The organism is Halobacillus sp. ABH2_015, from assembly GCF_056158945.1.
The window spans coordinates 727,501-752,067 of the sequence record NZ_JBSWUG010000002.1; the positions used below are offsets into that span (position 1 = coordinate 727,501).

Here is a 24,567-nt window from a genome sequence, read left to right on the forward strand (position 1 = left end):
AAGGAAAACGTAATCCGTTACATGCGGAAGTACAAAGGGGCGAAAGTCGTCACTGTTAATACTAGGCTACGTGGATTACGAGCTTTCTTTAACTTTCTTTATAAGCAAAAGCACATTCCAAATAATCCTATGGAAGCTATTAAACTTCTACGTGATCGGAAGACAGTAATTGCAACGTTTACTAAAGAACAGTTAGACGATCTGCTAAGTACACCGGATTTAAAGACGTTTACAGGCGTTAGGGATTATACTGTTTTACTGTTATTACTGGAAACGGGACTTCGTGCTAACGAAACAGTTGGCTTAACGTTAGCAGATATACGTTGGGAAGATAGTATGTTGTGCGTAAGAAATGCTAAGAGTTACAGAGAACGTTTAGTACCGATACAATCACGAATGAAAAAGCAGCTAAAAAAGTATATTGCTATTCGTGGTTTTACAGAAACTGACGCTTTATTTATTACGGTTGATAATACACCGCTAACGAAACGTGGGTTGCAACAGAGAATAGCTAAGTATGGCAGCCTAGCTAGAATTAAAGGAGTTCGGTGTAGTTGTCACACCTTCAGGCATACATTCGCTAAGTTAAGTGTGCAGCAGGGTGCAAACATATTCGAATTGCAAGCAATACTAGGACACACAAGTATGGAGATTGTGAAGACTTACGTAAATTTATTCGGTAGTGACGTTAGAGAGGGGCACAAAAGGTTCTCACCGCTGAATCTTCTTAAATAGAAAATAATAAATAAACATAAGAAAAGCCGCCTACCCGTAGGTAAGCAGCTAAGCCCCGTGGCGGCAACCACGGTAACAATCTAATGATACCTTTATCGTATAGGATAAAATTTACGATGTAAAGGTTTATTAAGTAATGACTTTTTCGGCAAACGCTAGGACTTTTCTTATGTTCCAATACGAAGATTAAGGAGTATATAGCATATGGAGCATAAAGGAACATTTTTCTACGGTATGAAACTTTTTAGTGGACAGTTTAAGACTAAGGCGCAGTTTAATAAGCGTATTAATTACATTCGAGCAGCTATCAATCCTAAGCAACACGCAATATTGGACGTAATGGCTAAGCACGCTATTAAATATTTAGGTGTATGTGGTATGCATAATAAGACAATCGCAAAGAAAGCTGGCACAACTACACGCAGCGTGCAGCGTTTTACGGCTAAAATGCAGCTAGAAGGCTATGGTTTTAAAGTAGAGAACATGCGCCCACTTAGCGGCGGGAATTCGGCTAACTATTTTGTATTCAACCCTATTAATATTGTGGCATGTATCATCCCTAATGTCGTATCTAATGACACCCCGCCACCGTCACCCCGCATTGCCAGGGAAACTCCAACAGAGGCAAGCGATAATGAAAGAAAAACAGAAGAGGAAACTAGCTCTTTAGAAGCTAATAAAAAACTAAAAGATCTTAATGAACGTAAGGAACGTATAAACGTTTCTAATGCTGCCAATATGTTAGATGAATCATTCTCACGTAATGATATTCCAAGTGACTTCGTAGCTGCGGTAGCTATTAGAGATCGTACAGCAACTGCAGTAAGTACAGCTTGGGAAAAGGTTAAACTAGCATTTAGAAAAAGCTGCCTAGCTATAGACGGCTATCTACTCAACGATATATTAAGTGATCAAGAAACGTATCAAGACTTGTTAAGGCGCTTAAGAAGTGCAATACGCGCGGACAAACAAGGTGAAATACGTAAGGACTTTTATGCGCTGCTTTACGGAACAGCTAAGCAACTATTCGACGAAACTAGCCTGAAACTAAGCGCATCGGAACGCCGTACAGCGTATTATAGCGCAAATACTAAATTAGTTTTCTATAATTGGCTTGAAGATATGCAGCAAAACAGTTATCAAAGACAGCCAGTAGCAGAAAGCATATTATCCTATGATTACATAAGTTAGTGCGTTTGATAGCAGTTTACTGCAGAGTATGGCAATGTATTGGAAACTATCCCTTTGTAACCAGACCTATTAAATGCGTTGTTATCCCTTTTAATGCTTTTAGCAAGTTAATAATGCAAAGTAGTTTCACCCTAGGGTTTTCCAGTAATCACATTAATAGTAAAATTATAGTAGGTTACTAGAGGGGGCTACGATATGGACGATGAGAAGTGGAACGAATTAGAAAAGAGTGAGGATAGTTTCGAAGGAGATACGGAGCCTAAAGGATATGAAAATGTAGACTTATCGGACATTTATAAGAGGGGGGATCTGGTAAGCGCGTTACGTGCAAGAGTTATCGAAGCACAAAACATCACCGGTACTTTCCGACGTGCCTTAGCTAAAAGAATGCGTAATCCTTTAATGGAACATATGCAAGAAATGCAGGAAATTCGAAATCGGATACGTAGTCAACTTAACTTTAGGGACGCTATTAAAGAGCTAACGGACTTTGCCGATCAACTTAAGGAAGAAGCCGATACCTTCGAAAAGATAATGTTAAAAGTTGACTTTCCGCCACACCCTGCTATTCCTGCGCACATCATAGAAGAAATAAACAGCTTATACGAGGAAAGAGGGCTAATATACACTAAGCAAGAAATTGAACGATATATGAAGGCGGATGTGTTCAACGAAGACCAATTACGGGATATACGTAAGTCATGGTATCAGTCTAGATGGTTAAGCGAACGGTTCCACATTCTAGATAAAATAATAGATGGCCATCTCAACGGATATTACGAATTAACCGTCCCTACGCTATTTGCGCAATTAGAGGGGGTATTAGTAGACTCCATGTTAGTTTTGGAAGTGGCTAAGCCAGGTGACTGGATACGCCCTAAACATCAAAAGTTATACATTAGGAATTTATTTTCGGTCAACACGGACTACACGTTTCAAAAAAGAGTTAAAGAATACTATATAAGAACATTACTAGCTGGGTTCGATCGAGGTATAAAGGCTAAGTCAGCATTATCAAGAGACGCAATACTACATGGAGATTATAATGCATACGGTACGGAGATAAACTCTTTAAAAATCATATTAGTTTTTGACATGTTGGTGGGCCTCGTAGACGAACTATATGAGAATCTTGAAGGAAGTAAGCAACTGCTTAACTCCTTGGGAATAAAGTAGGCGATGGTTAAATGAATCTACACGTTGAGGTAGGAAAGAACATACGCAAGTATCGTAAAAAGAGGGGCATGACGCAGCAAGAACTAGGGGAACGTATAGGGTTGCGGCATAACACCATTTCACAATACGAAAAAGGTCGTAATGCACCAGAACGGAATGCAATCTACAAGATAGCTAAGGAGTTAAGTGTCAGCTTGAACGATCTGTATCCTGTTTATGAAGTTGACGCAGAAGAAAGGTTAAAGACTCAAATAGTAACGGATGAACGACTGGAAGAAAACGAAGTAGTGCTACTTAACGAACTTATAATGAAATTGGGTATGCTTGACGAAGACAGACGGACAGAGCTGTTTAACCTTGTTAAGTTTGCGCTTGATTACACTTGCGATAGCGACTAATTAGCTAAGTGTATGTAAACCTTAACTACTTAATATAAGTTGGTATTTTCAAAGCTGCGACCCCTGCCACTTCAACGTTTGTATATAATCGCAGTGTTAGAAAGAGCATCATTGTATATACACGTGTTTACTCAATCGTGTCATAGGGGGCTAGAATATTCGCTGAGGGTGTAGATTGGACGCCCTAGTATAAATTTCAAGGGGGGGTAACTTATGAAGGAGATTGGTATAAGAGTAAGAGAGTTGCGGAAGAAGCGCGGGGATACGCAACGTGAGTTAGGTGAGAAGATCGGATTTAGCTTCGGTGGTGTAGCTAAGATAGAAAGGGGCGATATAAAACCACGTTTTGAGGTATTAGAAAAAGTTGCGTCCGTTTATGATGTGTCGGTGAGTTACCTGATAGGAGAAGGAGCTGAACAATTAGATGATGGCTGGCTATTATTAATAGAAGAGGTGGAGCAGCGTGGTCTATCACCCAATGACGTTAGAGAAATCATTTCGTTTTTAGACGACAAGTTTAAGCGGTAAATTCAGAAGAATAGTTAAGCGCAATATAAAGACGCCTGCAGGTAATTTACAGGCGCCACTTCCCACAGGGGGTTAACCAAGTGGAATTTGTTAGGATCTTTATTATACCACCTTCTTAGATAATATTAAAACTATATAGCGTTTCGGTTATGTAGACGGAACGTAACGTACTGTGATTGCAGTAACGGCGGAATGTCAGTTTAATAATCTACGCGATGCCGTATTTTAACTAGATAACGCAATGTAAGGCGTAGAGTTAACGTCACGGGCTATGTATTACATAGGGCGTCAGGATACGGCGATGTATCGTGGTGTATGCTGCAGAGTATCCGTCATGCGTCATACGTCTATATGCCGCTGCAGGCGTCGGGGGAGAGACACCGCTATAACTCAGGGGGTGGTGGCGTTGGTTTATGCAGTATTTCATACAGAAACGTATAACATTCGTAGTCTTGCGAAGCCTATTAAATCAACGTTTGTTAATTGTATAATTAAAGCGGAATTAAACGCAAAACAAAAAGCCTTCAAAACGTTGTTAAATCAACCTTCGGAAGACTTCGCTAATGTTACTCTATTTAATTATGTTACATTCATTATTCGGAAAAATGTATTAATATACTTATGGTGATGTTGCTAGTATATGAGTACACTGAACTCTTCCCCCCCAACCCTGGTGTTACAATAAAGCAGCAGTTGTTATAGCAGTGTACATGCCATTTTTTAACTCAGGTAGTAAGAAAAGCTTATCCTCGATTGACTATTTCCTTCTAAACTTAGGTCAGTTCGAACCTTTGTCCTTCTTCCTTTTAAATATTATTGATTTTTTAAACTTAATCTTACTGTCAAAGGACGAAATTATGGTGCCTCTAATTCTTAAACCTTCATCAGTATGATCAATTTCTCTAGAATAATCCCATCCTACTTGGTACACCACTTTCCATTTTTTTTGGTTGACATCTGTGTAGTATATGAAAAGTTCTAACTCAGGTAAAACCTCATTTGCTAATGGTGGAGAGTTGGTTAGTATGTATGTGGAAAGCAATACAAAGTATGACGGTAAGGGAACATCTTTTTTCTCTCCTACACTAATGGGGTCTAAACGTTTTTTATACCTATGGTTCTTTGTGAAGTTCGTTCTTTCTGGTTCACCGACTTGAATAGTAAAATCTTGTTTTGTTTCACTTACTTCTGTTTCTTCCAAATTGAGTTCTCCATTAGGGAATTCAGTATTAATGTATTCTTTAACATTATAAAAATTTTTAAATCTATAACTGTACGATACGTCCATCACCGTTGTGTAGCCAAAATTATTAACGGATATAGATGTCTTTGAAAATTTTTTTTCTAATTTGTCAACTGTATTCCAATCTCTTAATAGCATTGGGGATAAGATTTCTACCTTTTTTATAACTGGTGAGATTAAGGGCTCGCGACTTTTTCTAAACTGATACACCTGAAAAATAGCGGTGAATAGTGCGACGAAAACTGCTGCCACTGATCCGATTGCCCCTAAAAAACTCCCCCAATCAAATGACTTACTAGATTCTAAAATAAAAACCATCTTACACCGCCTTAAGCTCTTTTAGAAATTAAGTAATATCTAATAATTAATTACCACTATAACATAATTTTATTCTCACATTTACGCTTAGAAGACGAACATAAGCACTGGTAGCATTACTATTAAATGATTATTATTATAGGGTCTTAATACAAGATTTTGATTTGTTATTTGATATCTCATTATATTGCAAGTACAATAAGAGAAATGAATGTAACTAATTAATTAATATGATACATAAAAGGCGGGGTGGCTATATGAATAGTGTAGACGCAATTACAAGTAAGCGAGATATTAATAAGATGAAAAATGCGCTAGCAGCTGGAAGAGATAGACTACTATTTTCGCTAGGAATAAACAGTTTGCTCCGCATAAGTGACCTACTACAGTTAAGAGTATCAGACGTATTTAACGCGAACGGTACGCCTAAAGATAAGTTGGTTATCGCTGAGCAGAAAACAAAGAAGAAACGTATCATTACACTTAATGCGTCAATTAAAAAGGAATTAAAGCAGCTACACGTAATAGATCATCACGCATACCTATTCCCGTCACGTAAAGGTGGCGGAAGCAAACCGATAAGTCGCGTGCAGGCGTATAGAATCCTTAACGCAGCAGCGGAACGCGCTAAGCTTAATTTACAGATAGGCACACATACATTACGGAAGACAGGCGGGCGCTTTTTATATGAGAATGGATCCCCCTTACCTTTAATTATGCAGCTATTAAATCATAGTAGCGAAGCCGTCACAATGCGCTACATAGGAATTACGAAGGACGAGATACAAGAAGCTTACGTTAACTTAAATCTTTAAGATAGTTTATGAGGGCATCTTTTAAAAAATATAAAAACTAGGTTTAAATGGAAATATTTGATAAAATATATGATGAAGGAGGGGCGGTTATGTTGACGAGTCAAGTAACTTTTCGTATTAAAGATTTAGTTAATTAAGGGAAGATGAAAGTTCGAAGATGCTCTTAAATCTCCCAGGGGTAGAACCTAATTAGCAAAAGCTATTCAACTTTTAAGTAAAGTGTAATAACTTAGGGGGGGGAATCATGACTGTTAATGTAGAAATGTTTGATGAAGTGAAGAATGAATTAATAAAGTTCTTAGGGTTTGAAGTTTTTTATAATGATGAGACTCAAAGGTTAGATGTTAAAGTTCCGAACGAACTTTTAAATGTAAATAAAACAACGATTGATTATATGAGAAAACTTATTGAATTAAGCCTTAAAAATCCAGATTATAATTTTAAGAAACTGTACCAATACGATGCATTTATTGAAGAACTAGCGCTGAGGTTTTTTATTCGTAATGAAGAAGATAACAATGTCCATAATAAAGCATACCGATTTCATAGAAAACTAAAGAGTATTAGTACAAGAACATACGAAGGGAATTTCAATAATCTAAGCTTTATATTAGATTCTAGTAAGTTACGAGAACACCTTAAAGTAAATAGTATAGACATAGTCATGTTTGGAGAAGAAGTGGATATTGAAGAGTTAATAGCGAAAGAAAAGAAAACGCTATCATTAGTTGATGGTCTATCTCTAACTTTGTTGTTAAACGAGAAATTCGCTATCATCGGAGTACTAAAGAAGGAATTAGACGGCAAGGATTTAACAAGTGTTCTTCTCGATGAAGGGAAATTTGAGAAAGTTTTATTGAAGCTTTTATTTTTGAATTCAATTGAGGAAAAAGATACAGAACAACTTAATAAGGTTAACGAAGAAATGTTATCATCAGCCAGAGAATTAATAGATAGAATAAACTATATAGAAATTACTAATCAAGAAGTTATTTGGTATGTAACACCAAGTGTTTATTTAGTTTATAAAAATGGAGGGTGGACATATAAGAATTATTATATATTAAAATGCTTTATTTTCGAACAGTTTTTATCATATTATACGTTGGATGTTCTACCTAATAAAGATGAGGTAATTGAAGAGAATATTGAAAGAATATCCGCATTTGTAGATGCAATGAAGAGCCTTTCGAAAAAACATAAAGGAGCTTTATTTGTTATAGTAGACGCTTTGACGGATTATGAAATGTTTTTAAGACCTTCTAATAATTTATATCTAGGAATTTTAAAGAAAGGCATTGAGCCTTTAGATATAAAAACTATGGACAAATATCTTTTTGAATCAATATCTGCTGTAGATGGGGCAGTAATCTTGAATGAGGAATTTGAAATATTAGACTTTGGACGTTTTATTGAAAAAACTGAAGAACAAACTAATAATAAGAAGTCTTTGTATGATAAAGCAATTGTTGAAAGGAACGCAGAGCAGGGTACTCGTTCTATAGCTGCAAAAAATGCGTCAATGTATGGTAGTACAGCTATCAAAGTTTCTGAAGACGGGGATATAAATGTTTATGTTAACGGAGAATTGAAATTGCAGCTTTAATTCACTAAGACGCTATAGCGTCTTTTTTTTGTTTGAAATTAAAAAAGACCCCGAAGGGTCTCATGTTTAAGGTAAACTCTCGCAAGCCAGTCCATCGTTGTCATTTCCTTCTAAACGGTGTGGATCCGATCCAGGACCGCCTGCTGCAATGTAAAATGCCTGAGCCTCAGCGTGGGTATCAAAGTCTCCGCAATCTCTATCTGGACCAAAAGGATCATACTTCAAGTTGGCGCTACTAGATTGAGAAGCCGTTGAATCTTCGGTATTAGAAGGGCTACTACTTGAACTTTCACAAGGGACTCCATCTCCATCTCTATCTAAACGGTGTGGGTCATTACTTGCGCTAAAGCCATTCTCATCCCAGAAAGATTTTGCTTCCGCTTCTGTAGCGAAATCAGTACAATCTTTATCTATATTTGTGGACTCGGTTGCCTGAGTTATAACTTCCTCTTCTTTTTCGTTCTCTTCAAATCCATCGCTAGTTACATAACCTTCAATACTCCAAACCCCTTTACCCTCAGATTTTGCAGTGGCTTCAGCCTTTTTCATATCTTCGGCATGAGTATAAGGAGGATCATAGACATAAGCGTAACGAGCTAGTCCTTCTTGCAATAACATCTCATTGAAGTTTTTACCGTCAACCCAAATATAAGCTAGGAGCCGGTCGTATTTGTCACGTTTGGGACCATCATACTCAACCTCAACTGTTTCGCCCGAAAGCGTAAGGGTAGCGAAGGAGCTGGCTTCGGGTCCGAACTTCTGAGTAGGCTTACTAGGGTGTTTGGTTTCTGGGGTATCTACTAGAAGTAATCGTACTCTTTCCTCTTTTCCGTCGATATTAATATCGATTGTATCGCCGTCTACTATGTTGGTTACTTTAGCGGTAGTTAACCCTTCCTTAGACGGGGACTCGTTTTCTTTTTCTTTTGTTGCTGCGCTTGCGTTGCTATTTGATTCTTTTTCGCCTTTGATTTTATCGTCTTCTGTTGCAGTAGCAATGACCTCTTCACTGTCCTCGCTAGACTTTTCGCTACTTTCTTTCTCGTCTTCGTTAGCAACTGTATCTTTTTGCTCGTTACTCTCTGCTTCTACTTCGGTTGGGGTATTGTTTACTTCCTTACTAGCTGTATCAAGGTTATCTGACGGAAACGACAAGCTGAAGAAAAATAGAATTATAGCAGCTAGTATTGTAAAGGTACTTGCTTTTAGACTCTTCTTTTTAAATAAAGCAAATCCCATAAGGACTGCACCTGTGCCCAACGTTAGTAAACTAGCCGCAAATACAGCCGGTCCTGATTTCTCAGGTAAGAATATGTTCAATAAAATTAGGAGCAAAAATAAGTATACCAATGAGGATGTAGTCTTCTTCCAAAAAGCGCCACTTCTAAAACCTAGTACTTTTTCGTGCCACTTACGTTCTTTTACTTCTAGGTGTATATCCTTATTATTCGATAAGTACTTCTGTATGACTTTCCCGTTATTTCCTACCACAAAAGCTGAGCCATCTACTTCGAATATAGACTTAAAGGCAAAGTGATCTACCGAACCATTCTTTCCTTCAGACCAAGTGATTTCACCGACTTTTACTAAGCCATTTTCATTCTGGTTTAGCGTGTATATGATCAGTTCGTCTTCCAGGAATGCCCCATACTCGTTTACATCGAGTTTCTGACCTATACTAGCGTTTTCTACTAATACGGCGTTTGCGTGATTACGTTGTATGAGTTTTTTTAGTTTATCTTGTTTAGATTCCTTGTTCTTTTCGTTTTTACCCATTTCTCCCCACCCTTTAAGATTTGTTTATACTATCTGAATTATACCAAACTATTGGAATTTTGTTGCAAAGTTTATAACAATTGGTTTTGATTTAGCTATGTACTGTCCACTACACATAGGTAGGATTATAATACCCTTCAAAAGATAGATAATGATAATGAATAGGAAAGAACGGTAGAAATGCACTACCGTAGCTGCGCCTAACTAGGCTTGCTATATATTTCGAAAAGATTAAATATTTAAACTTATGCGCAATAAGTTGTGAAGAATAATTGTACTGTATTGGAAACATCGGAGGGTGAAAGCCGATCGACCGCGTATGCGCGGCATAATTGAGAATATAAAAGACTGCCATATACCATAAGTAATAATGAGGATTGAAACGCTGTAATCCAACGGGCGCAAGGGATGGAGGCTCTGTTAAAGGTATTTTTTTGCACTGTATAAGTGACAGTTTATCTGAAAATGCATTGTTTGGGTGACGATAAATAGTTGTAAAATACCCCCTACGATCTCCCTGTTATGAAGAAACGAGATCTAACCGACTTAAATGTGAGTAGTGTGTATCAGATTTAAGAGTAGCTGCGCCTATGAATGCGTAAGGGGCGTGCCTTTACTAATGGGTGCAACCCTAAAACATAGGGGGTAGAAAAATGACTTTAATGAATAATAGTCTTACGTTGCTTGATAGAGAAACTGGTGAGGTAGTAAGTGATAACGTAGTAAGTTATACGACAAAGAGCCAAAGAGATTTCTTAGAAGGCAGGAAGTATGCGCGGGGTTTAGGAAGAAAACACTTTATCAAGTGCTACAACTACAGCATGAAAGAGGTTAGTGGAACCCTGAACCTAACGCAAACAGGTGCACTCATGCGTCTCTTAACACATTTGCAATTGAGTGGAAAGGGGGAATTAGTAAGTAAAGGCAAACCGTTAAAACAAGCAGATATGCAAGTTGCTTTTAATAAAGGTAGAAATGCAGTTACAAAAATAGTACAGGTTCTAGAATCGGTAGGAGTTTTAAGAGTCAAAGGATACAAGCGCGGCAAACGCTTCTATATAAATGAGGCTTTTCATCATATGGGTGCAGGTAATAAGAATGGGCTATTCGCTAGGCTTTACGTTATTAAAGCACGTGAAATGTTGGACTCAATGACGCTAGAGGAAGCAGGAATGATTTATAAATTAATGCCTTACGTAAACTACGTAACTCTTCTTTTATGCGACATGCCAGACCAGAAAGGCGCAACAGCACTTAGAATCAACCAGATTGCAAATGTAGTAGGATTATCACGTCAGAAAACCTCAGCGAGACTCAGTAGCCTGAAACGGAAAGGAATATTAATGAAGTTAGATGTATATGGCTTGCAGGGGTTCGTAATACATCCTGACTTAGTAGCTCGCGGAAGTCTAGAGGACAAGTCCAAGAGTTTAGTGCGCGAACAATTTAGAAACATGGAACGAGCTGCTAAGAGAGAGCAATAATAAAAGTGATGTGAGATTATACAAAATTTATCATATAATTCTATAATTATAATTGGCTAGGAAACGCAGGGATGTGGTGCGTGTGAGAGCCATCATTTAATAACCGGATTCGAGACCTCGTTAGCTGCAACAAAGCTTATGGGGTGGTAAAATGAGTGAAAAAATCTTACTAATTGTGGTAATGGTTTGTTTGCTAGTCCTTTTAGGGATTAGCTCTGGTGTGTTTGGAATAGAAATTGTACTTAACTTAAATAAGATTCCATCTTTTTCTAACGCGGTCCTAGGGGCTCTCATTGGTATAGTGGGCAGTGAACTCTATAGGGCTTACGGCAAAGGAGTGTCAGGCTGATGCGGATCAGTGTGACATCTTACCCACTAACACATATGCAAAACGTATTTGTGATATTGTGTAATAACCTTCGGGTTATTCATTTACTAGTTCATTAAAACCCCCAAAGAGAGGCTTACATTTCTATAAAGCCACATAAGTCTGTAATAAGGGTCCCTTACATCTGCATGAATGGATTTCTGCAAGAATGGTCGGGACCCTTATAGATGCCAAAATACCTCGTAGATTTGCATGATTGATCATTAAATAAATTATTAATTAGTTGTCGACGCCTTTTGGGGCGTCTTTTTTTTATTTTATTTTGTATTATGTATCACGCTGAGTAAGTAATGCGCCTATATAAGTGTAGGCAACGTTAATATCTATTGAGCGTGTAACTGATGTAACCGTAATCGCTAATAACCGAGAGAGTTATTCGGAAAACGATGTCCGCGAATAAAAAATTATAAAGGGGGCCGCATGTATGAAAGAATAACCCGTAAATCAAAAGTGCTATGCATAGTAACCCATGTGTCATAGGAGCTAATGGAGTCGCTGAGTAAAAGTAAGACTTAATAAAACATTCCCAGGTATCTATAGCGCCATGATGACGTATCTATTAAAGTACTAGAATTAGAAAATTAAGGTATGAAGAAAAGATCTGATATAACTCAAATATGGAGTTGTACAGATGGAAAGATTTTTAAACTACAGGGGGACAAAACATGACAGTAAATGAAAAGGCAGTACAATCAATTAACGAAAGTTTAGTAGCAGCTCGAAATGTTATTAAGGAAAGCACGTCGTTATGGCTTAAATTTCGCGACGAATATCTAGAAGAAGTAAACAAGGTCACTGGTAACGGGGATCTAAGCGCGCAAGGGAAGCATAAGAGGCGTGAACAATTAAAGGAAAAGGCTGAAGTTTTAGGAATGCGCAAACTAAAGCATATGAATGACGAGAAGAACAAGCATATAAATGCTGCAAAGGAAGAGGCGGAAGCTATATTAATGTCCGAACTTCCAAAGGTAGATGAAAAGAAGCGCCACTTTTTCAATACTAAGCTAGAAGAACTGACGGCAAGGGTAAATTTCGCAACAAATGTGTCCACCGCAAAAGAAGCACTAGAACAAATAGTAAATCTAGGGGACGAGCCTGCTCTAGCAGCAGAGTTGAAAGCGACGTTATTTGAACTAACTAACACAACGCTAGGACTCTCAAAGGATAACGATAAGCTACATTTACGTAAGGAACTAGGCCATCTGTACGAAGGCGTTCTAAGGAATGCGCAACCAGTGGGTGCTGAGGAAGCTAAAAGTGCCTTAGATGCAGCAGAACACTTAGAGAAGACTTCTGTAGCTTCTGATCTTGTTCGAAACAACGTCTTCGCGATGATTAGCCGTGACCTCTCATATTATACAGACAATCCAGACGGATATTTTGCGAGTAAAGCGGACTACGTTAAAGAAATATCGACGCGTGAAGGATTAGGGCGGTTGATAAGAAGTGAAAGGAGAGGGCGATAAATGAACGAATTACGAAAGCTAAGAACTGAGCTAATGCGCCGACTTGATGTCAATTTAAGTGACGGAGAGTCATTCGAAGTAAGGAAAGGTCGAGCGAAGGTGAAAGATGAAGTAGGGAATGTAATAGCTCTTCAATGTACTTCATGTAATGAAATGCTAGATCCATCTAAATTCCATTTTAGAGGCGGTAGTAAAAAACGCAGTAAATGTACGAACTGTGAAAACGAAGTCAGTAAGTTAAAATATGCGTTACAACGCTTAGATAACACGAACTAAATACGATAAATAACTAAGGGCGCCTGCGGGCGTCTTTTTTTTAAAAATAAAAAGAGCATGGTGAAAAAGAGTAAACGAGTTGTAACATGTCGAAATATACATTCAGAACAACATAAGGGAATCATTTCCAACTAACTAAACCTAAAGTAGGAAGCATGAGATGTGAAAAAGCGAAGAAGTCAGTACAACATATCGATTAAAGGTAAGGTGGGTGGTTTAGACTTAATTCATCACGACGAGCAATCGGATTTTATACTCAACAAGGCGGGGGCGAAGGTGTATAAAGATGTAAGCAGACACCCTTACATAGACGTTCCTGTGTTATCTGATAATAGAGAAACAGGAGCTTGTACCAAGTGCTGTCCGTATGTTATTTGCCGCCTACTAATCCAATCGCTACCGTTAAAACAGGGGATCTTCCGGTAGTATATCGACTTCCTGATGAATTAAACGGATGGGTACAGACTTGTATTTCGCAAAGCCGATCGGGTATTAAACTTTTTCCGTGTAAAGTCGAGTTCGGCAAGCTCAACGGAAGACCTTACGTAGAAATGCTATAGGGGTACCGTAGGGATAACTTAGCTTTATGGGCATTTGCTATTAGCGTAGTTACTGCGTTAGGTTCCTTGTGGTCGCATTTACTAAATACGCGTAGGTTTAGAATGTTAAAACGGCAGGAAAATGAGAGGATAGCCGATAATAAAAAAGCTGCTTTCCGTTTAGTACGAACAACAGTGCCAGGTAATAGTAAAAGAGGTTACAAAGATATACTAATAATAGAGAATATAGGGAAGGCTCAAGCTAGGAACCTTCATATCTTTATTAACGGACAACCTGCAGATAAACAAGGATTAATCGACAGCTTTCCAGATATGTTACAGCCAAATAATCCGGATGAATTTCTGTTATGGATATCTAAGCAAAATGCGCCACAAGAAGCGAGTTAGCTAAGGACCTTATGATAAGCGCACAGATGACATATAAGACCTATGTGATTTAAAAAGAAGGCGTGCCTATTAGGGCGCCTTTTTACACTTATATTAATAGCTAGTTGAAAAAGTTACATTTAACCTGATTTATACGGGTGTAGTATAAATAGATAAAAGTAAGTGCGCTAAAGACTTCGAGAGGAGCATAGGCACAATCTAAATAAGACGATAATAAAAACTGGGAATAATTCCTTGTAAATTGTTTATACCGAAAGTATACTAAGGGTAGCGTAACCTATATCGTGTGCATAGTTTGACTGGCGTGGTAGTAGCTACTTTAAATTAGCGTCGAATATAGCGCAATATTTCGTTAATATATACGTGACTTTCTCTTTATAAACGACTCAAAATCGTGTTCCTCACGGAGTGCCGGTTCGACCCCGGCCACCGGTACTAAATAGCTTGAATGAAAGACGATATCTACTTCATGTAGATATCGTCTTTTTGCGTAATTTCCTAATCATAGAGTGAATCTTTCAGTCTAGTACACTTTCTTTTGCTTACATCTTCGAACATTGTACACTGGAAGATAAGAAAGAACCGGCCACCGTTTGAATAATTCAACCGGAAAAGTTGAACCTAATCAGGTGGTTCCATTCCTAATGGATTGGGGAATCGAAAGAGTACGGATCGTTATTGAAGGAGGAGGATGACAATGAAGATCGTAGTCACAGGTGCAACAGACGGCATTGGTCTGGCGACAGTTAAACGACTCGTTAAGGAAGGGCATGAGGTTCTTCTGCACGGCCGCAGCGCAGAGAAACTGGCTGACGTAGCCAACGAGCTGGGGGATGAGCAGATCGAGCAGTATGTGGCTGATTTGTCTTCTCCGAGTGAGGTAAGAAGGTTGGCAAAGGAAGTCGCAGCCAAACATGATTCCCTGGACGTTCTAATCAACAATGCAGGCGTCTACAATGCTTCGGAGCCTGTCACGGCCGAGGGACTGGACATTCGCTTTGCTGTGAATACATTGGCTCCCTATGAACTGACAAAAGCACTCCTTCCGCTTATGGATGCTTCAAGCCGTATCGTGAATTTATCCTCGGCTGCGCAGTCGACGGTGGATGAGCAGGCTCTTTACGGGAAGAAGAAGCTTGCAGACGGAGAGGCGTATGCACAGAGTAAGCTGGCGCTGACGATGTGGACGTATGAATTTTCCCGGCGGGTGGAGCCTGTTGTGGTTGCTGTGAATCCTATGTCCCTCCTGGGCAGCAAAATGGTGAAAAAGGCTTTCGGAACAGAAGGACGCGATATCAACATTGGTGCAGATATTTTGTGCCGGGCGGCTTTGTCCGAGGAATTTGCGGATGCCTCAGGGCAATATTATGATAACGACATCGGAGCGTTCGGTGAACCGCATCCGGATGCGCGTAACCTGGATAAGTGTGAAGCTCTCGTCAAACAGTTGGAAGAGATGGCAGCCAGGGTATAAGTAACAGGTGTCCGCCGTGAAGCCGGGCACCTGTTCTATTCTCTCGTTTTCTATCTATTAGAAACGGGTAAAGCTATGGATAGAGAATGTGAAGGAGGAATAAACGTGAGTCAAAACGCAGATTTAATTCACCACTATACAGAGTTTGCTACATTTGAAGCCGAAGGGCTGCAAAAAGGAGAAATTGATTTTCCTGAGTTTGAAAAGGTCTTGAATGACTACATATTGAGCCAGCCGAAAGAGACGATGGAGTTCAAGGAGTGCTGGGTGCATAAAGAGCAGGATGGACTGCGGACGGTACGTGTGGATTTTTATGATCACAATTTGAAAAATGATATCCGTCTGTGGGGATCCCGAAATCCAGAGGATGGCCAGGTGAAGAGCCTGAACGTGGATGCTTTGGATGTGTCGACGAACGAAGTGGTTTATGAACGTCAACTGATGTAAGGAAAAAGAATGCCGATGCTGTCATGAAGGCCGCATCGGTTTTTTATATGCGGATGAAGGACAATCATTCCTCTTTAGGAATAAAAAGGGGGGATAGATGGATAGAATAGTAATGGGTGATAAACATGACGAATTCTACACTTTTTCCTACACTGTTGTTCTTTCTATTTCTATTGTTCTCGTTCGGACTTATTTTTTCAAGTCGCCGTCAAGCTGAAGACAAGCGGATGGTTGAAAAGGAAGTGTCCAAGAAGGCGCTGGCTGAAAAGCTTCACAGCGAATTGTCCAAGTATGGGCTGCATCCACAGCAGTACTATCAGGAAGGGGAATTCATAATCGATATGGCTTTTCCTGAGTTGAAAATTGCGATCGAAGCTGTGGAGCACGAGTATTTGGTGTCTCCCGATGAGTGGGAGATGGAATGGGAAAGGGATGCCTTTTTGAAAAATCACGGGTGGACCGTCCTGAGGTTCAGTGCGGCACGTATTGAAGAGGATATTTCGAGGATTGCGGAGAAAATCAGCAGGGAGCTGGCCGGACGGCATCATGCAGGATCTTGAATAAGAAGAAGAGATCGAGTCAGAGAGGCCTCTGGCTTTTTCTTTTTGTTAAAAAGGTCAGAATCTTTGATACAATGGAGAGGGTCTTGTTTCTGTGGGAAACAGGCAGGAGGGTGAGTACTTGGTAAAGGAAGGTTTTATGACAGCTATGGAAGATAACTTGACCAGATTAACGATAGAAGGAAAAGAATATATTCTGATCGGCACGGCTCACGTCTCCAGACAAAGTGCGGAGCAGGTGAAGCAGGTCATTGAACAGGAACAGCCGGATGCTGTCTGTGTGGAGCTGGACGAACAGCGCTACCAGTCCATCAGGGACGGAGACCGGTGGAAGAATACGGACATCTTTGAAGTGATTAAAAGTAAAAAAGCGACGCTGTTATTAGTGAACCTCGCTGTTTCATCGTTCCAAAAGCGGATGGCGAAGCAGTTTGGCATTCAGCCGGGTCAGGAAATGATCCAGGGAATTGAATCTGCAGAAGACACAGGGGCAGAGCTGGTGCTCGCCGACCGGAACATCCAGGTGACATTCTCCCGGATCTGGGGCAATCTTGGCTGGAGTGGAAAGTCGAAGCTCTTAATGTCGATCTTCTACGGCATTTTCAGCAATGACAAAATTTCTGAGGAAGAGCTGGAGAAAATGAAGTCCCAGGATATGCTGGATGGCATGCTTCAGGATTTGACCGATCATTTCCCGGACTTGAAGAAGCCGTTGATTGATGAGCGGGATCAGTATCTGGCTCAGAAAATCAAGGATGCGCCCGGAGAGAAAGTGGTTGCTGTGCTCGGAGCGGCTCACGTGCCTGGGATTAAGAAAGAGATTTATAACGATCAAGATTTGAAAGCGTTGAAAAAACGGCCGCCTAAATCAAAAGCGCCGAAAATCATCGGGTGGTCGATCCCGATATTAATTTTATCGATTATTTTATATACATTCCTCTCCAATCCAGCCGCGGGTACCCAGCAGACAATCAGCTGGATCCTTTGGAACGGGTCGTTTTCAGCGATAGGAGCAGCGGCAGCCTTGGCACACCCGCTCGCAGTTGTGGCCGCATTTCTACTTGCGCCGATCACATCGCTGAACCCTCTGCTTGCAGCCGGCTGGTTTGCCGGGATTGTACAAGCCTATTTCCGACGGCCGAATGTGGGGGATTTTGAATCCCTTTCGGATGATGTTACGACGGTAAAAGGCTTCTGGCAGAACAAAGTAACGAGAATTCTGCTTGTAGTCGTGCTTGCGAATCTGGGAAGTACGCTTGGGACAGTCATTGGTGGAGCTGATGTGATCCGCTTATTTATTGAAAACCTGTAAAAGAGAAGTCTAGGACAGACTTCTCTTTTTTTATGCTCATTTACAGTATTTTCAACGAATGTTACAATTAGATGACATGAGTTTGTCGGAATAATATAAATTCAGAGAAAATATGGGCAATAAGGAATGAGAGGATATGAGCAGGTTTATAAAGGGCACATCAATTCTTGGGATTGCTCTCCTTGGTTTTGGTGTGTGGCAGCTGACAGAGATGGATCGGGAGAATCATGGGGAGACGGAAAGCGCCCAGACGATTATTCAGCAGGATCAAAGCTATGAGAAGGTTTTTATTGAACAGGAAGAGGAAACAGAGGAGAACCGTCCGGATTATGAGCGCGTGGATAATCAGATGCTCCGGACGATTGAAGACAATGACGAGATGAAAGAACTCGTGTCCGGCCTTGGTAAAGGGGTAACGGATGATTTGAATGATCTGGAAGCGGAAACGGAAGAGCAGTGGAAAACGATTGAAAAAGATACAAAGCAGAAGAAGCAGATGTTGAAGCGGTTGATTGAGCTTACGGATGATAAGAAGATTGAGCAGATTGCTTCCAGTGCTGAGTCCAAACTGGACCGGATGATGGAGGACAAGAAAATCGACTTTTATAAGGAAGCTGTCCTTTCCTTCCAATTGATTTCTGAGCGGTTGTCTTGAGAGTGGCTGTCAGGTGAGAGCGAGTCTCCTCACGTTTTGTCGAAATCGTAAATCATTTGAATGATTCATCATCAATGACATGGTAATTTTTGTTTATTTTGCTGTTTTTCAGTTTTTTATGGAGATAAAACGGGGATGTGGAAAATGTAAAACAAATAAGGAGGTTCTTCATTTATGTCCATTGCTGTAAAAGATAGGTTGAGTACAGACAAGCTTAGTAAACTGAGAACGGCCGCTGTTTTGGAGTTTACCGAGGAAATCTTCGAGTCAGACAATTACCGCTGCCTGGAAGTTCTGGATTCGGATCAGCAGCACCTGTTTATTGTGAACAGAAATGACCGCACGCTGACAGCCTTAAGCTTATCGCCGGATATGTCACTGAAAAAGGAAACGTTGTTTGCGGACAAAATCATTTCTATGAAGGAGTACTTCGACGAATACAGCCTCAATGAAAATACACCTCCTAGAAAAATTGAAATCGTATTTATGGAAAACCGGACAGTGCTCATTGAACCTGTCAGTTCCATGGAGCAGGATGAGGAGTACAAGAAAAATGATGTCGCTGCCCAGGTGAATGAGGATTTTGAAAACTTGATCGCTGCTTTGAAGAACACGTTGATTCTATAAGTCAGACGGAGGAAGAGCCATTAAAATGGCTCTTCTTTTTATTTGGCCTGCATAAAGCCGGCACGTCCGGGGACAATAAGAAGACTCCGGCATTACATGCGCTAGAATACCTCTCCAGATGCAGTTTTCCTCCCGCACACATCCTCGTCCATCAGGATTGTGGAGGTGATTGAGATGAATACAACCGATCTGTTTGAGCTGTTTAAACTCTTCATTGACTCCCTGCATTTCACCGCTTTTCTCGTATTTTCCATCATCTACGTCTTCCAGCATAAGCAGAAGGATTAGGTCCAGGCGGACTGCTTCCCCCGGCAGTCTGCTTTTATATGTATAAAAAAGAGACCATCCGGGTATCGTAGGCCTATCAGGCTTTTAAACTATGACCCCATAACATTGTAAAGCGGCTATTAAGATTTCGACAAAAAAACGTAAAAATCATGTTGCATCGATAGAATTCGGATGTTATCATAACAAATATAGATGAGGGAAGTTGTACGGACAACTCAGCTCTTCATATGCGGGTGTAGTTTAGTGGTAAAACCTCAGCCTTCCAAGCTGATGATGAGGGTTCGATTCCCTTCACCCGCTCCATTCACTATTGTGATGCAATTATTTTTTATACTTATGTGAACCAACGCAGTGTTTCGTTAAATGGGTAACGAAGCATTGCGTTTTTTAATGCGGAAAAATGGATACAACCTATAATAGAACGAAGACAGGAGGATGCCGGAATGAAAAAACTTCAAACGATGCTGAAGCAGATCGACGGTAAGAGTTACAAAGGATATAAGCAGATTCAAGGGACGTACAGTTTCGAGGATTATACGCTTCATATAGACTATGTGCAGGGAGATCCATTTGCGGCTCCATCGAAAATCAGGATACAGGTGCCTCAAAGCAGACGCCCTGTTCCTGCCGAATATAAAGAGACGAAGAGTCGAAAAACGTACGCAGAAGATACCTTTGCGAGAGCGGCAGCGGATACGATTAAGAAAACCCAGTTCAGTGTGAAGGGCTCAGGAAAAAGCGGAATGGTCGCCATCGATCAGCCGGGGCAGGAAATTTTAGAGCGGACAGCGGTTACCCTGATGCCTGAAGACATCATCATCTGCCTGACGGTCGGCCTGCCCGCAAATGGTCGGCGCATCAATGGAAAGCAGGCGGAAAAGCTGTTTTTTTCTGTGATTCCGGAAATGCTGAAGCAGTCTGTGTTTACTGTCAAAGACAGCGAGCTGGAGGAAGTTTGTCAGCTTGCCGATCAGCACGATGTCCTTTTAGAGGCGATGCGTGAAAACGGCTGGATGTCCTTCGTGGCAGACGGGGCGGTTCTTCCAAGGGAGAGCGGAGTGAGCCAGCGTCCGATGAAAAAAGCCGTTCCTTTTGAGAGCCCGGAGGAAAACCGCGTCTCAATCACGATTCCCCATCGTAAGGAGCCGTTGACAGGGATGGCCTTGAAAAAAGGGATCGTCCTGATTGTCGGCGGGGGATACCATGGTAAAAGTACCCTCTTGAATGCCATCGAGCGCGGGGTGTATCCTCACATTAAAGGGGATGGACGTGAATATGTCCTGACAGATCCGGACAGTGTGAAAGTAAGAGCAGAAGATGGACGTCAGGTCACCAAGGTGGATATTTCGCCGTTTATTAAAAATCTTCCGCACGGAACGGACACGACGGCTTTTTCTACGGAAAACGCGAGCGGAAGCACCTCCCAGGCGGCCAACGTTATGGAGGCGCTTGAGGCGGGGGCACGCACACTGCTGATTGATGAAGATACGAGTGCCACCAACTTCATGATCCGTGATGAACGGATGCAGGAGCTTGTCGTAAAGGAAAAAGAACCGATCACACCGTTCATTGATAAAATCAGACAGATGAGAGACGATCTTGATGTTTCTACGATTCTCGTCATGGGAGGTTCCGGCGACTACTTCCAGGCAGCGGATGACGTTATCATGATGGATCAGTATGTCCCGGTCAACGTCACGCAGAAAGCGAAAGAGATTGCCGCGAAGTATCCGTCAGAAAGACAAACGGCCGGGGAAGAACACTTCGGCAGCGTTCCACAGCGTGCCTTTCTTCCGAATACGCTGCAGACGAGAAAAGGGAAGAAGGAAAAAGTGCAGGCTAAAGGGCTGTTCAAGCTGCTGATGGGTCATGAAGATATCGACCTTTCCGGTGTCGAACAACTGGTCGATGCCTCACAGACACGTCTGATTGCCGATATCCTTCTGCATCTTGATAAAAAAGGCCGGCTGAAGGCTGAGCAGAGTCTGCCGGAACTTCTGGATCATATTGAAAAACAGCTGGACACGAAAGGCCTCGCTTCCTTCGGTCCGTTTAAAGACCAGCATCCAGGGGAGCTGGCGAGACCAAGAAGATTTGAAATCGCAGCAGCTATGAACCGGATTCGGACAGCTGCCGTGAAAGATATTCGTTAGAAAGGAGAACGTCCGGGTGGATTTTCATCAGTTTAAAGAAGAAGTGATCACCTACAGCAGAGAAATCGGCATCGATAAAATCGGATTTGCTTCTGCTGATGTGTTCGGAGAATTGAAAGCCCGATTGAAACGCCAGCAGGAACTCGGATACCAGTCCGGTTTCGAAAAGGGGGAGGTGGACGAGCGGACCGAGCCCGGCCGCCTTCTGCCGGGCGCGCAGTCGATTATTTCCATTGCTCTTGCGTATCCTTCAAAAGTGAAAGATGCCCCGCGCAGTGTGAAGGGAGAACGGCGGGGGATTTTCTGCCGGGCCTCCTGGGGACAGGACTATCATGATGTGCTGCGGGACCGGCTGCACAAGCTCGGTGCTTTTATAAAAGAGAGGTTTCCGGAAGTGGAACTGAAATCCATGGTGGATACAGGGGAGCTCTCTGATCGTGCTGTAGCGGAGCGTGCAGGGATTGGATTCAGTGGAAAAAATTGTGCCGTGATCACTCCGGAGTTTGGTTCATATGTATATTTAGGAGAACTTGTAACGAATATTCCTTTTGCTCCTGATGAGCCGGTGGATGACAGCTGTGGCGACTGCAACATTTGTGTGGACGCCTGCCCGACCGGAGCCCTCGTCCAGGGCGGCCAGTTGAATGCTCAGCGCTGTATCGCTTTTTTAACGCAGACGAAGGGTTTTCTGCCTGATGAGTTCCGCACAGTGATCGGCAACCGTCTCTATGGCTGCGATACGTGCCAGACCGTCTGTCCAAAGAACCGGAAGAAAGATTTTCATAATCATGAAGAATTCGAGCCGGATCCGGAGGTTGTCAAGCCGAAGCTTACACCGCTCCTGTCCATTTCCAACCGGGAGTTCAAAGAGAAATTCGGGTTCATTTCCGGCTCGTGGCGGGGCAAAAAGCCGATTCAGCGGAATGCGATTCTGGCGCTGGCTCATTACCGTGACGAAACGTCCGTTGATGAACTGATCCGTTTAATGAATCACGACCCAAGGCCGGTCATACGTGGAACCGCCGCGTGGGGACTCGGGAAAATCGGCCGTTCCGAATGTTTTGAGGCCATTGAAAAAGCGATGGAAAAGGAAGACGATGAACAGGTCTTGTATGAAATGGAAAAAGGGCTGCAATTTCAAACGTAATCAACTCCTGTACCTTTTCAATCCACTAGAGCTCTAGTATAATAGAAAAAACTGTTAATAAAGAAGGGGTTGGCTATGAACCATCATTCTTTTCTATATTACGACACGTTTCAAACTCCTTTGGGGGCTATGACTGTCCTGGCCAATGATGAAGGAGTCTGCCGCATTGATTTTGGTCACCATGAAGATCGACTTCCAGCCTATCAATCTTGGAAAAGGAAGCATTTTCTAAAAGGTGAACTGGTTTATGACCCCGATCATTCATTGATTGTTCAGACAGAAAAAGAACTGCAGGAATACTTCCAGGGAATCCGCACAGCGTTTGATGTTCCGCTCAACTGTTACGGAACAGATTTCCAGCGGAAAGTGTGGAAGACACTGCTTCACCAGATCCCATTTGGTGAAACGCGTTCCTACAAGGATGTAGCCTTAGCGCTGCACTCTCCGCAGGCGATCCGTGCTGTCGGAGGGGCCGTGAATAAAAACCCTTTCTCTGTCATTGTGCCATGCCACCGTGTCATTGGAAGCAACGGAAAGCTCGTCGGTTATGCCGGCGGACTGGACAAAAAAGAAAAACTGCTGGATTTCGAAAAACAGCATACAGCTATACAACATTAAAAGTCCCTGCGGGGGCTTTTTTTCATGGCCTCCCCCCCTCTTCATATACTGAAGGAGGGGGGAAGCGGATGAATAGCACGGAGGAAATCAAGCGTTACTGGCAGAAAGTGCTGGACCGGATTTTCGATCAGGAGGAAGAAGGATGGTTGAAGCGGAAAATGGAAGGCATGGAAGCGCGCGGTCACAAGCTCCAGCGGATGACTTTCCGAATTTACCCTTTTCACAGAAAGGCTTATGATCACGTCGTGGATGTTGCTTATGACCTGCATTTGACCATGCTTGTAAAAAGTGGGCGCCATGTTTTTTTGGAAGAAGGGTTCTACACAGGTCGTGGACAGTGGGCCAAAGGGAAGTGGGTGCATCACGAAGTCGTGACGGAGATTCCCGCCTCCGGGGATTCCTCCTTGCCTTTGACATTCGAGATGGGGGAGAGAGAGCCGGTGGATGATCCACGCTTCGACTACAACCGCCGGGAGGCTGTGCGGTATGCGGACCGCTGGTGGGACAGCTACAACCCGGCTTATAAGAAGTTTGAAGTCGATTGCACCAATTACGTTTCCCAATGTCTGCGGGCCGGCGGTGCACCGATGAGGGGAGCCGGGGACCGGACGCGCGGGTGGTGGTACGGGAATGGAACGTGGAGCTACAGCTGGACTGTGGCTCATGCGCTGCGCTGGTACTTAAGCGGATCGCGTAAAGGCTTGAAAGCCGTGGAAGTATCCTCGGCGGATCAGCTCGCGCCGGGGGATGTCATCTGTTATGACTTTCAAGGAAACGGGCGGTATGATCATAATACTTTTGTTGTGAAAAAGGATGCCCAGGGGATGCCTCTGGTCAACGCTCATACATCAAACAGCCGGCACCGCTACTGGGCGTACGAGGACTCTACCGCTTACACGCCGGATATTCAGTATAAATTTTTCAGAATTAACGGGTGAC

The 24,567-nt window shown here is 42.0% G+C and carries 23 protein-coding genes and 1 tRNA gene (1 of these 24 only partly in view); 22 read left to right on the plus strand and 2 right to left on the minus strand.

What is annotated here, in order from left to right; genetic code table 11:
• The 5 genes from ACXAD6_RS03730 to ACXAD6_RS03750 all read left to right on the plus strand — a co-directional run.
• Nucleotides 1-735 carry the 3' portion of a tyrosine-type recombinase/integrase gene (locus tag ACXAD6_RS03730; protein ID WP_474970358.1) on the plus strand. 246 nt of this gene lie to the left of the window's left edge, so only the last 735 of its 981 coding nucleotides appear in the window; the start codon falls outside the window, past its left edge; the stop codon is at nt 733-735.
• 204 nt (nt 736-939) lie between these two features.
• Entirely contained in the window at nt 940-1,926 is a 987-nt protein-coding gene (locus ACXAD6_RS03735) for a hypothetical protein (RefSeq protein ID WP_474967688.1), read from the plus strand.
• 195 nt (nt 1,927-2,121) lie between these two features.
• Complete coding sequence (locus tag ACXAD6_RS03740) at nt 2,122-3,102, plus strand: hypothetical protein (protein WP_474967689.1); 981 nt, start codon at nt 2,122-2,124, stop codon at nt 3,100-3,102.
• A gap of 11 nt (nt 3,103-3,113) precedes the next feature.
• Entirely contained in the window at nt 3,114-3,500 is a 387-nt protein-coding gene (locus ACXAD6_RS03745; protein ID WP_474967690.1) for a helix-turn-helix domain-containing protein, read from the plus strand.
• A 213-nt stretch (nt 3,501-3,713) separates the two neighbouring features.
• The gene (locus ACXAD6_RS03750) at nt 3,714-4,028 is read left to right on the plus strand and encodes a helix-turn-helix domain-containing protein (RefSeq protein ID WP_474967691.1); all 315 of its coding nucleotides are present in this window, start codon (nt 3,714-3,716) and stop codon (nt 4,026-4,028) included.
• 778 nt (nt 4,029-4,806) lie between these two features.
• Here the strand turns inward: ACXAD6_RS03750 and ACXAD6_RS03755 are convergent.
• Complete coding sequence (locus ACXAD6_RS03755; RefSeq protein WP_474967692.1) at nt 4,807-5,589, minus strand: hypothetical protein; 783 nt, start codon at nt 5,587-5,589, stop codon at nt 4,807-4,809.
• A gap of 257 nt (nt 5,590-5,846) precedes the next feature.
• On the opposite strand from ACXAD6_RS03755, the gene ACXAD6_RS03760 reads away from it, so the two are divergent.
• Nucleotides 5,847-6,404: a site-specific integrase gene (locus ACXAD6_RS03760; RefSeq protein ID WP_474967693.1), complete on the plus strand. Its 558-nt coding sequence runs from the start codon at nt 5,847-5,849 to the stop codon at nt 6,402-6,404.
• 244 nt (nt 6,405-6,648) lie between these two features.
• Nucleotides 6,649-8,010 carry a diadenylate cyclase gene (locus tag ACXAD6_RS03765; protein WP_474967694.1) on the plus strand — a complete coding sequence of 454 codons (1,362 nt, stop codon included), beginning with the start codon at nt 6,649-6,651 and terminating at the stop codon, nt 8,008-8,010.
• 66 nt (nt 8,011-8,076) lie between these two features.
• Here ACXAD6_RS03765 and ACXAD6_RS03770 read toward each other — a convergent pair whose 3' ends face one another.
• Nucleotides 8,077-9,786: a thermonuclease family protein gene (locus ACXAD6_RS03770; protein WP_474967695.1), complete on the minus strand. Its 1,710-nt coding sequence runs from the start codon at nt 9,784-9,786 to the stop codon at nt 8,077-8,079.
• A 653-nt stretch (nt 9,787-10,439) separates the two neighbouring features.
• Here ACXAD6_RS03770 and ACXAD6_RS03775 point away from each other — a divergent pair.
• The 15 genes from ACXAD6_RS03775 (at nt 10,440) to ACXAD6_RS03845 (ending at nt 24,566) form a co-directional block, all read left to right on the plus strand.
• Entirely contained in the window at nt 10,440-11,270 is an 831-nt protein-coding gene (locus ACXAD6_RS03775; protein WP_474967696.1) for a hypothetical protein, read from the plus strand.
• A gap of 1,053 nt (nt 11,271-12,323) precedes the next feature.
• Nucleotides 12,324-13,124: a hypothetical protein gene (locus tag ACXAD6_RS03780; protein ID WP_474967697.1), complete on the plus strand. Its 801-nt coding sequence runs from the start codon at nt 12,324-12,326 to the stop codon at nt 13,122-13,124.
• A complete protein-coding gene (locus ACXAD6_RS03785) occupies nt 13,125-13,400 on the plus strand; it encodes a hypothetical protein (protein WP_474967698.1) in 276 nt (91 codons plus the stop codon).
• Nucleotides 13,401-14,062: 662 nt separating this feature from the next.
• Nucleotides 14,063-14,347, plus strand: coding sequence for a hypothetical protein (locus tag ACXAD6_RS03790; protein WP_474967699.1), 285 nt, complete (start codon nt 14,063-14,065; stop codon nt 14,345-14,347).
• A 697-nt stretch (nt 14,348-15,044) separates the two neighbouring features.
• A complete protein-coding gene (locus tag ACXAD6_RS03795) occupies nt 15,045-15,821 on the plus strand; it encodes an SDR family NAD(P)-dependent oxidoreductase (RefSeq protein WP_474967700.1) in 777 nt (258 codons plus the stop codon).
• A 105-nt stretch (nt 15,822-15,926) separates the two neighbouring features.
• Nucleotides 15,927-16,268, plus strand: coding sequence for a hypothetical protein (locus tag ACXAD6_RS03800; RefSeq protein ID WP_474967701.1), 342 nt, complete (start codon nt 15,927-15,929; stop codon nt 16,266-16,268).
• 125 nt (nt 16,269-16,393) lie between these two features.
• A complete protein-coding gene (locus ACXAD6_RS03805; RefSeq protein ID WP_474967702.1) occupies nt 16,394-16,828 on the plus strand; it encodes an endonuclease domain-containing protein in 435 nt (144 codons plus the stop codon).
• Between the two features lie 139 nt (nt 16,829-16,967).
• Nucleotides 16,968-18,140 (plus strand): TraB/GumN family protein, encoded by a 1,173-nt coding sequence (locus ACXAD6_RS03810; RefSeq protein ID WP_474970359.1) that lies wholly within the window; start codon nt 16,968-16,970, stop codon nt 18,138-18,140.
• Nucleotides 18,141-18,276: 136 nt separating this feature from the next.
• Nucleotides 18,277-18,795: a hypothetical protein gene (locus ACXAD6_RS03815; RefSeq protein ID WP_474967703.1), complete on the plus strand. Its 519-nt coding sequence runs from the start codon at nt 18,277-18,279 to the stop codon at nt 18,793-18,795.
• A gap of 174 nt (nt 18,796-18,969) precedes the next feature.
• The gene (locus tag ACXAD6_RS03820) at nt 18,970-19,422 is read left to right on the plus strand and encodes a hypothetical protein (protein WP_474967704.1); all 453 of its coding nucleotides are present in this window, start codon (nt 18,970-18,972) and stop codon (nt 19,420-19,422) included.
• Between the two features lie 517 nt (nt 19,423-19,939).
• Nucleotides 19,940-20,013, plus strand: a tRNA-Gly gene (locus ACXAD6_RS03825).
• Nucleotides 20,014-20,153: 140 nt separating this feature from the next.
• Nucleotides 20,154-21,863: an ABC-ATPase domain-containing protein gene (locus tag ACXAD6_RS03830; protein ID WP_474967705.1), complete on the plus strand. Its 1,710-nt coding sequence runs from the start codon at nt 20,154-20,156 to the stop codon at nt 21,861-21,863.
• Nucleotides 21,864-21,879: 16 nt separating this feature from the next.
• Entirely contained in the window at nt 21,880-23,010 is a 1,131-nt protein-coding gene (gene queG, locus ACXAD6_RS03835) for a tRNA epoxyqueuosine(34) reductase QueG (protein WP_474967706.1), read from the plus strand.
• 75 nt (nt 23,011-23,085) lie between these two features.
• Nucleotides 23,086-23,628 carry a methylated-DNA--[protein]-cysteine S-methyltransferase gene (locus ACXAD6_RS03840; protein ID WP_027956636.1) on the plus strand — a complete coding sequence of 181 codons (543 nt, stop codon included), beginning with the start codon at nt 23,086-23,088 and terminating at the stop codon, nt 23,626-23,628.
• A 68-nt stretch (nt 23,629-23,696) separates the two neighbouring features.
• Complete coding sequence (locus ACXAD6_RS03845; protein WP_474967707.1) at nt 23,697-24,566, plus strand: amidase domain-containing protein; 870 nt, start codon at nt 23,697-23,699, stop codon at nt 24,564-24,566.
• The last annotated feature ends 1 nt before the right edge of the window (nt 24,567 follow it).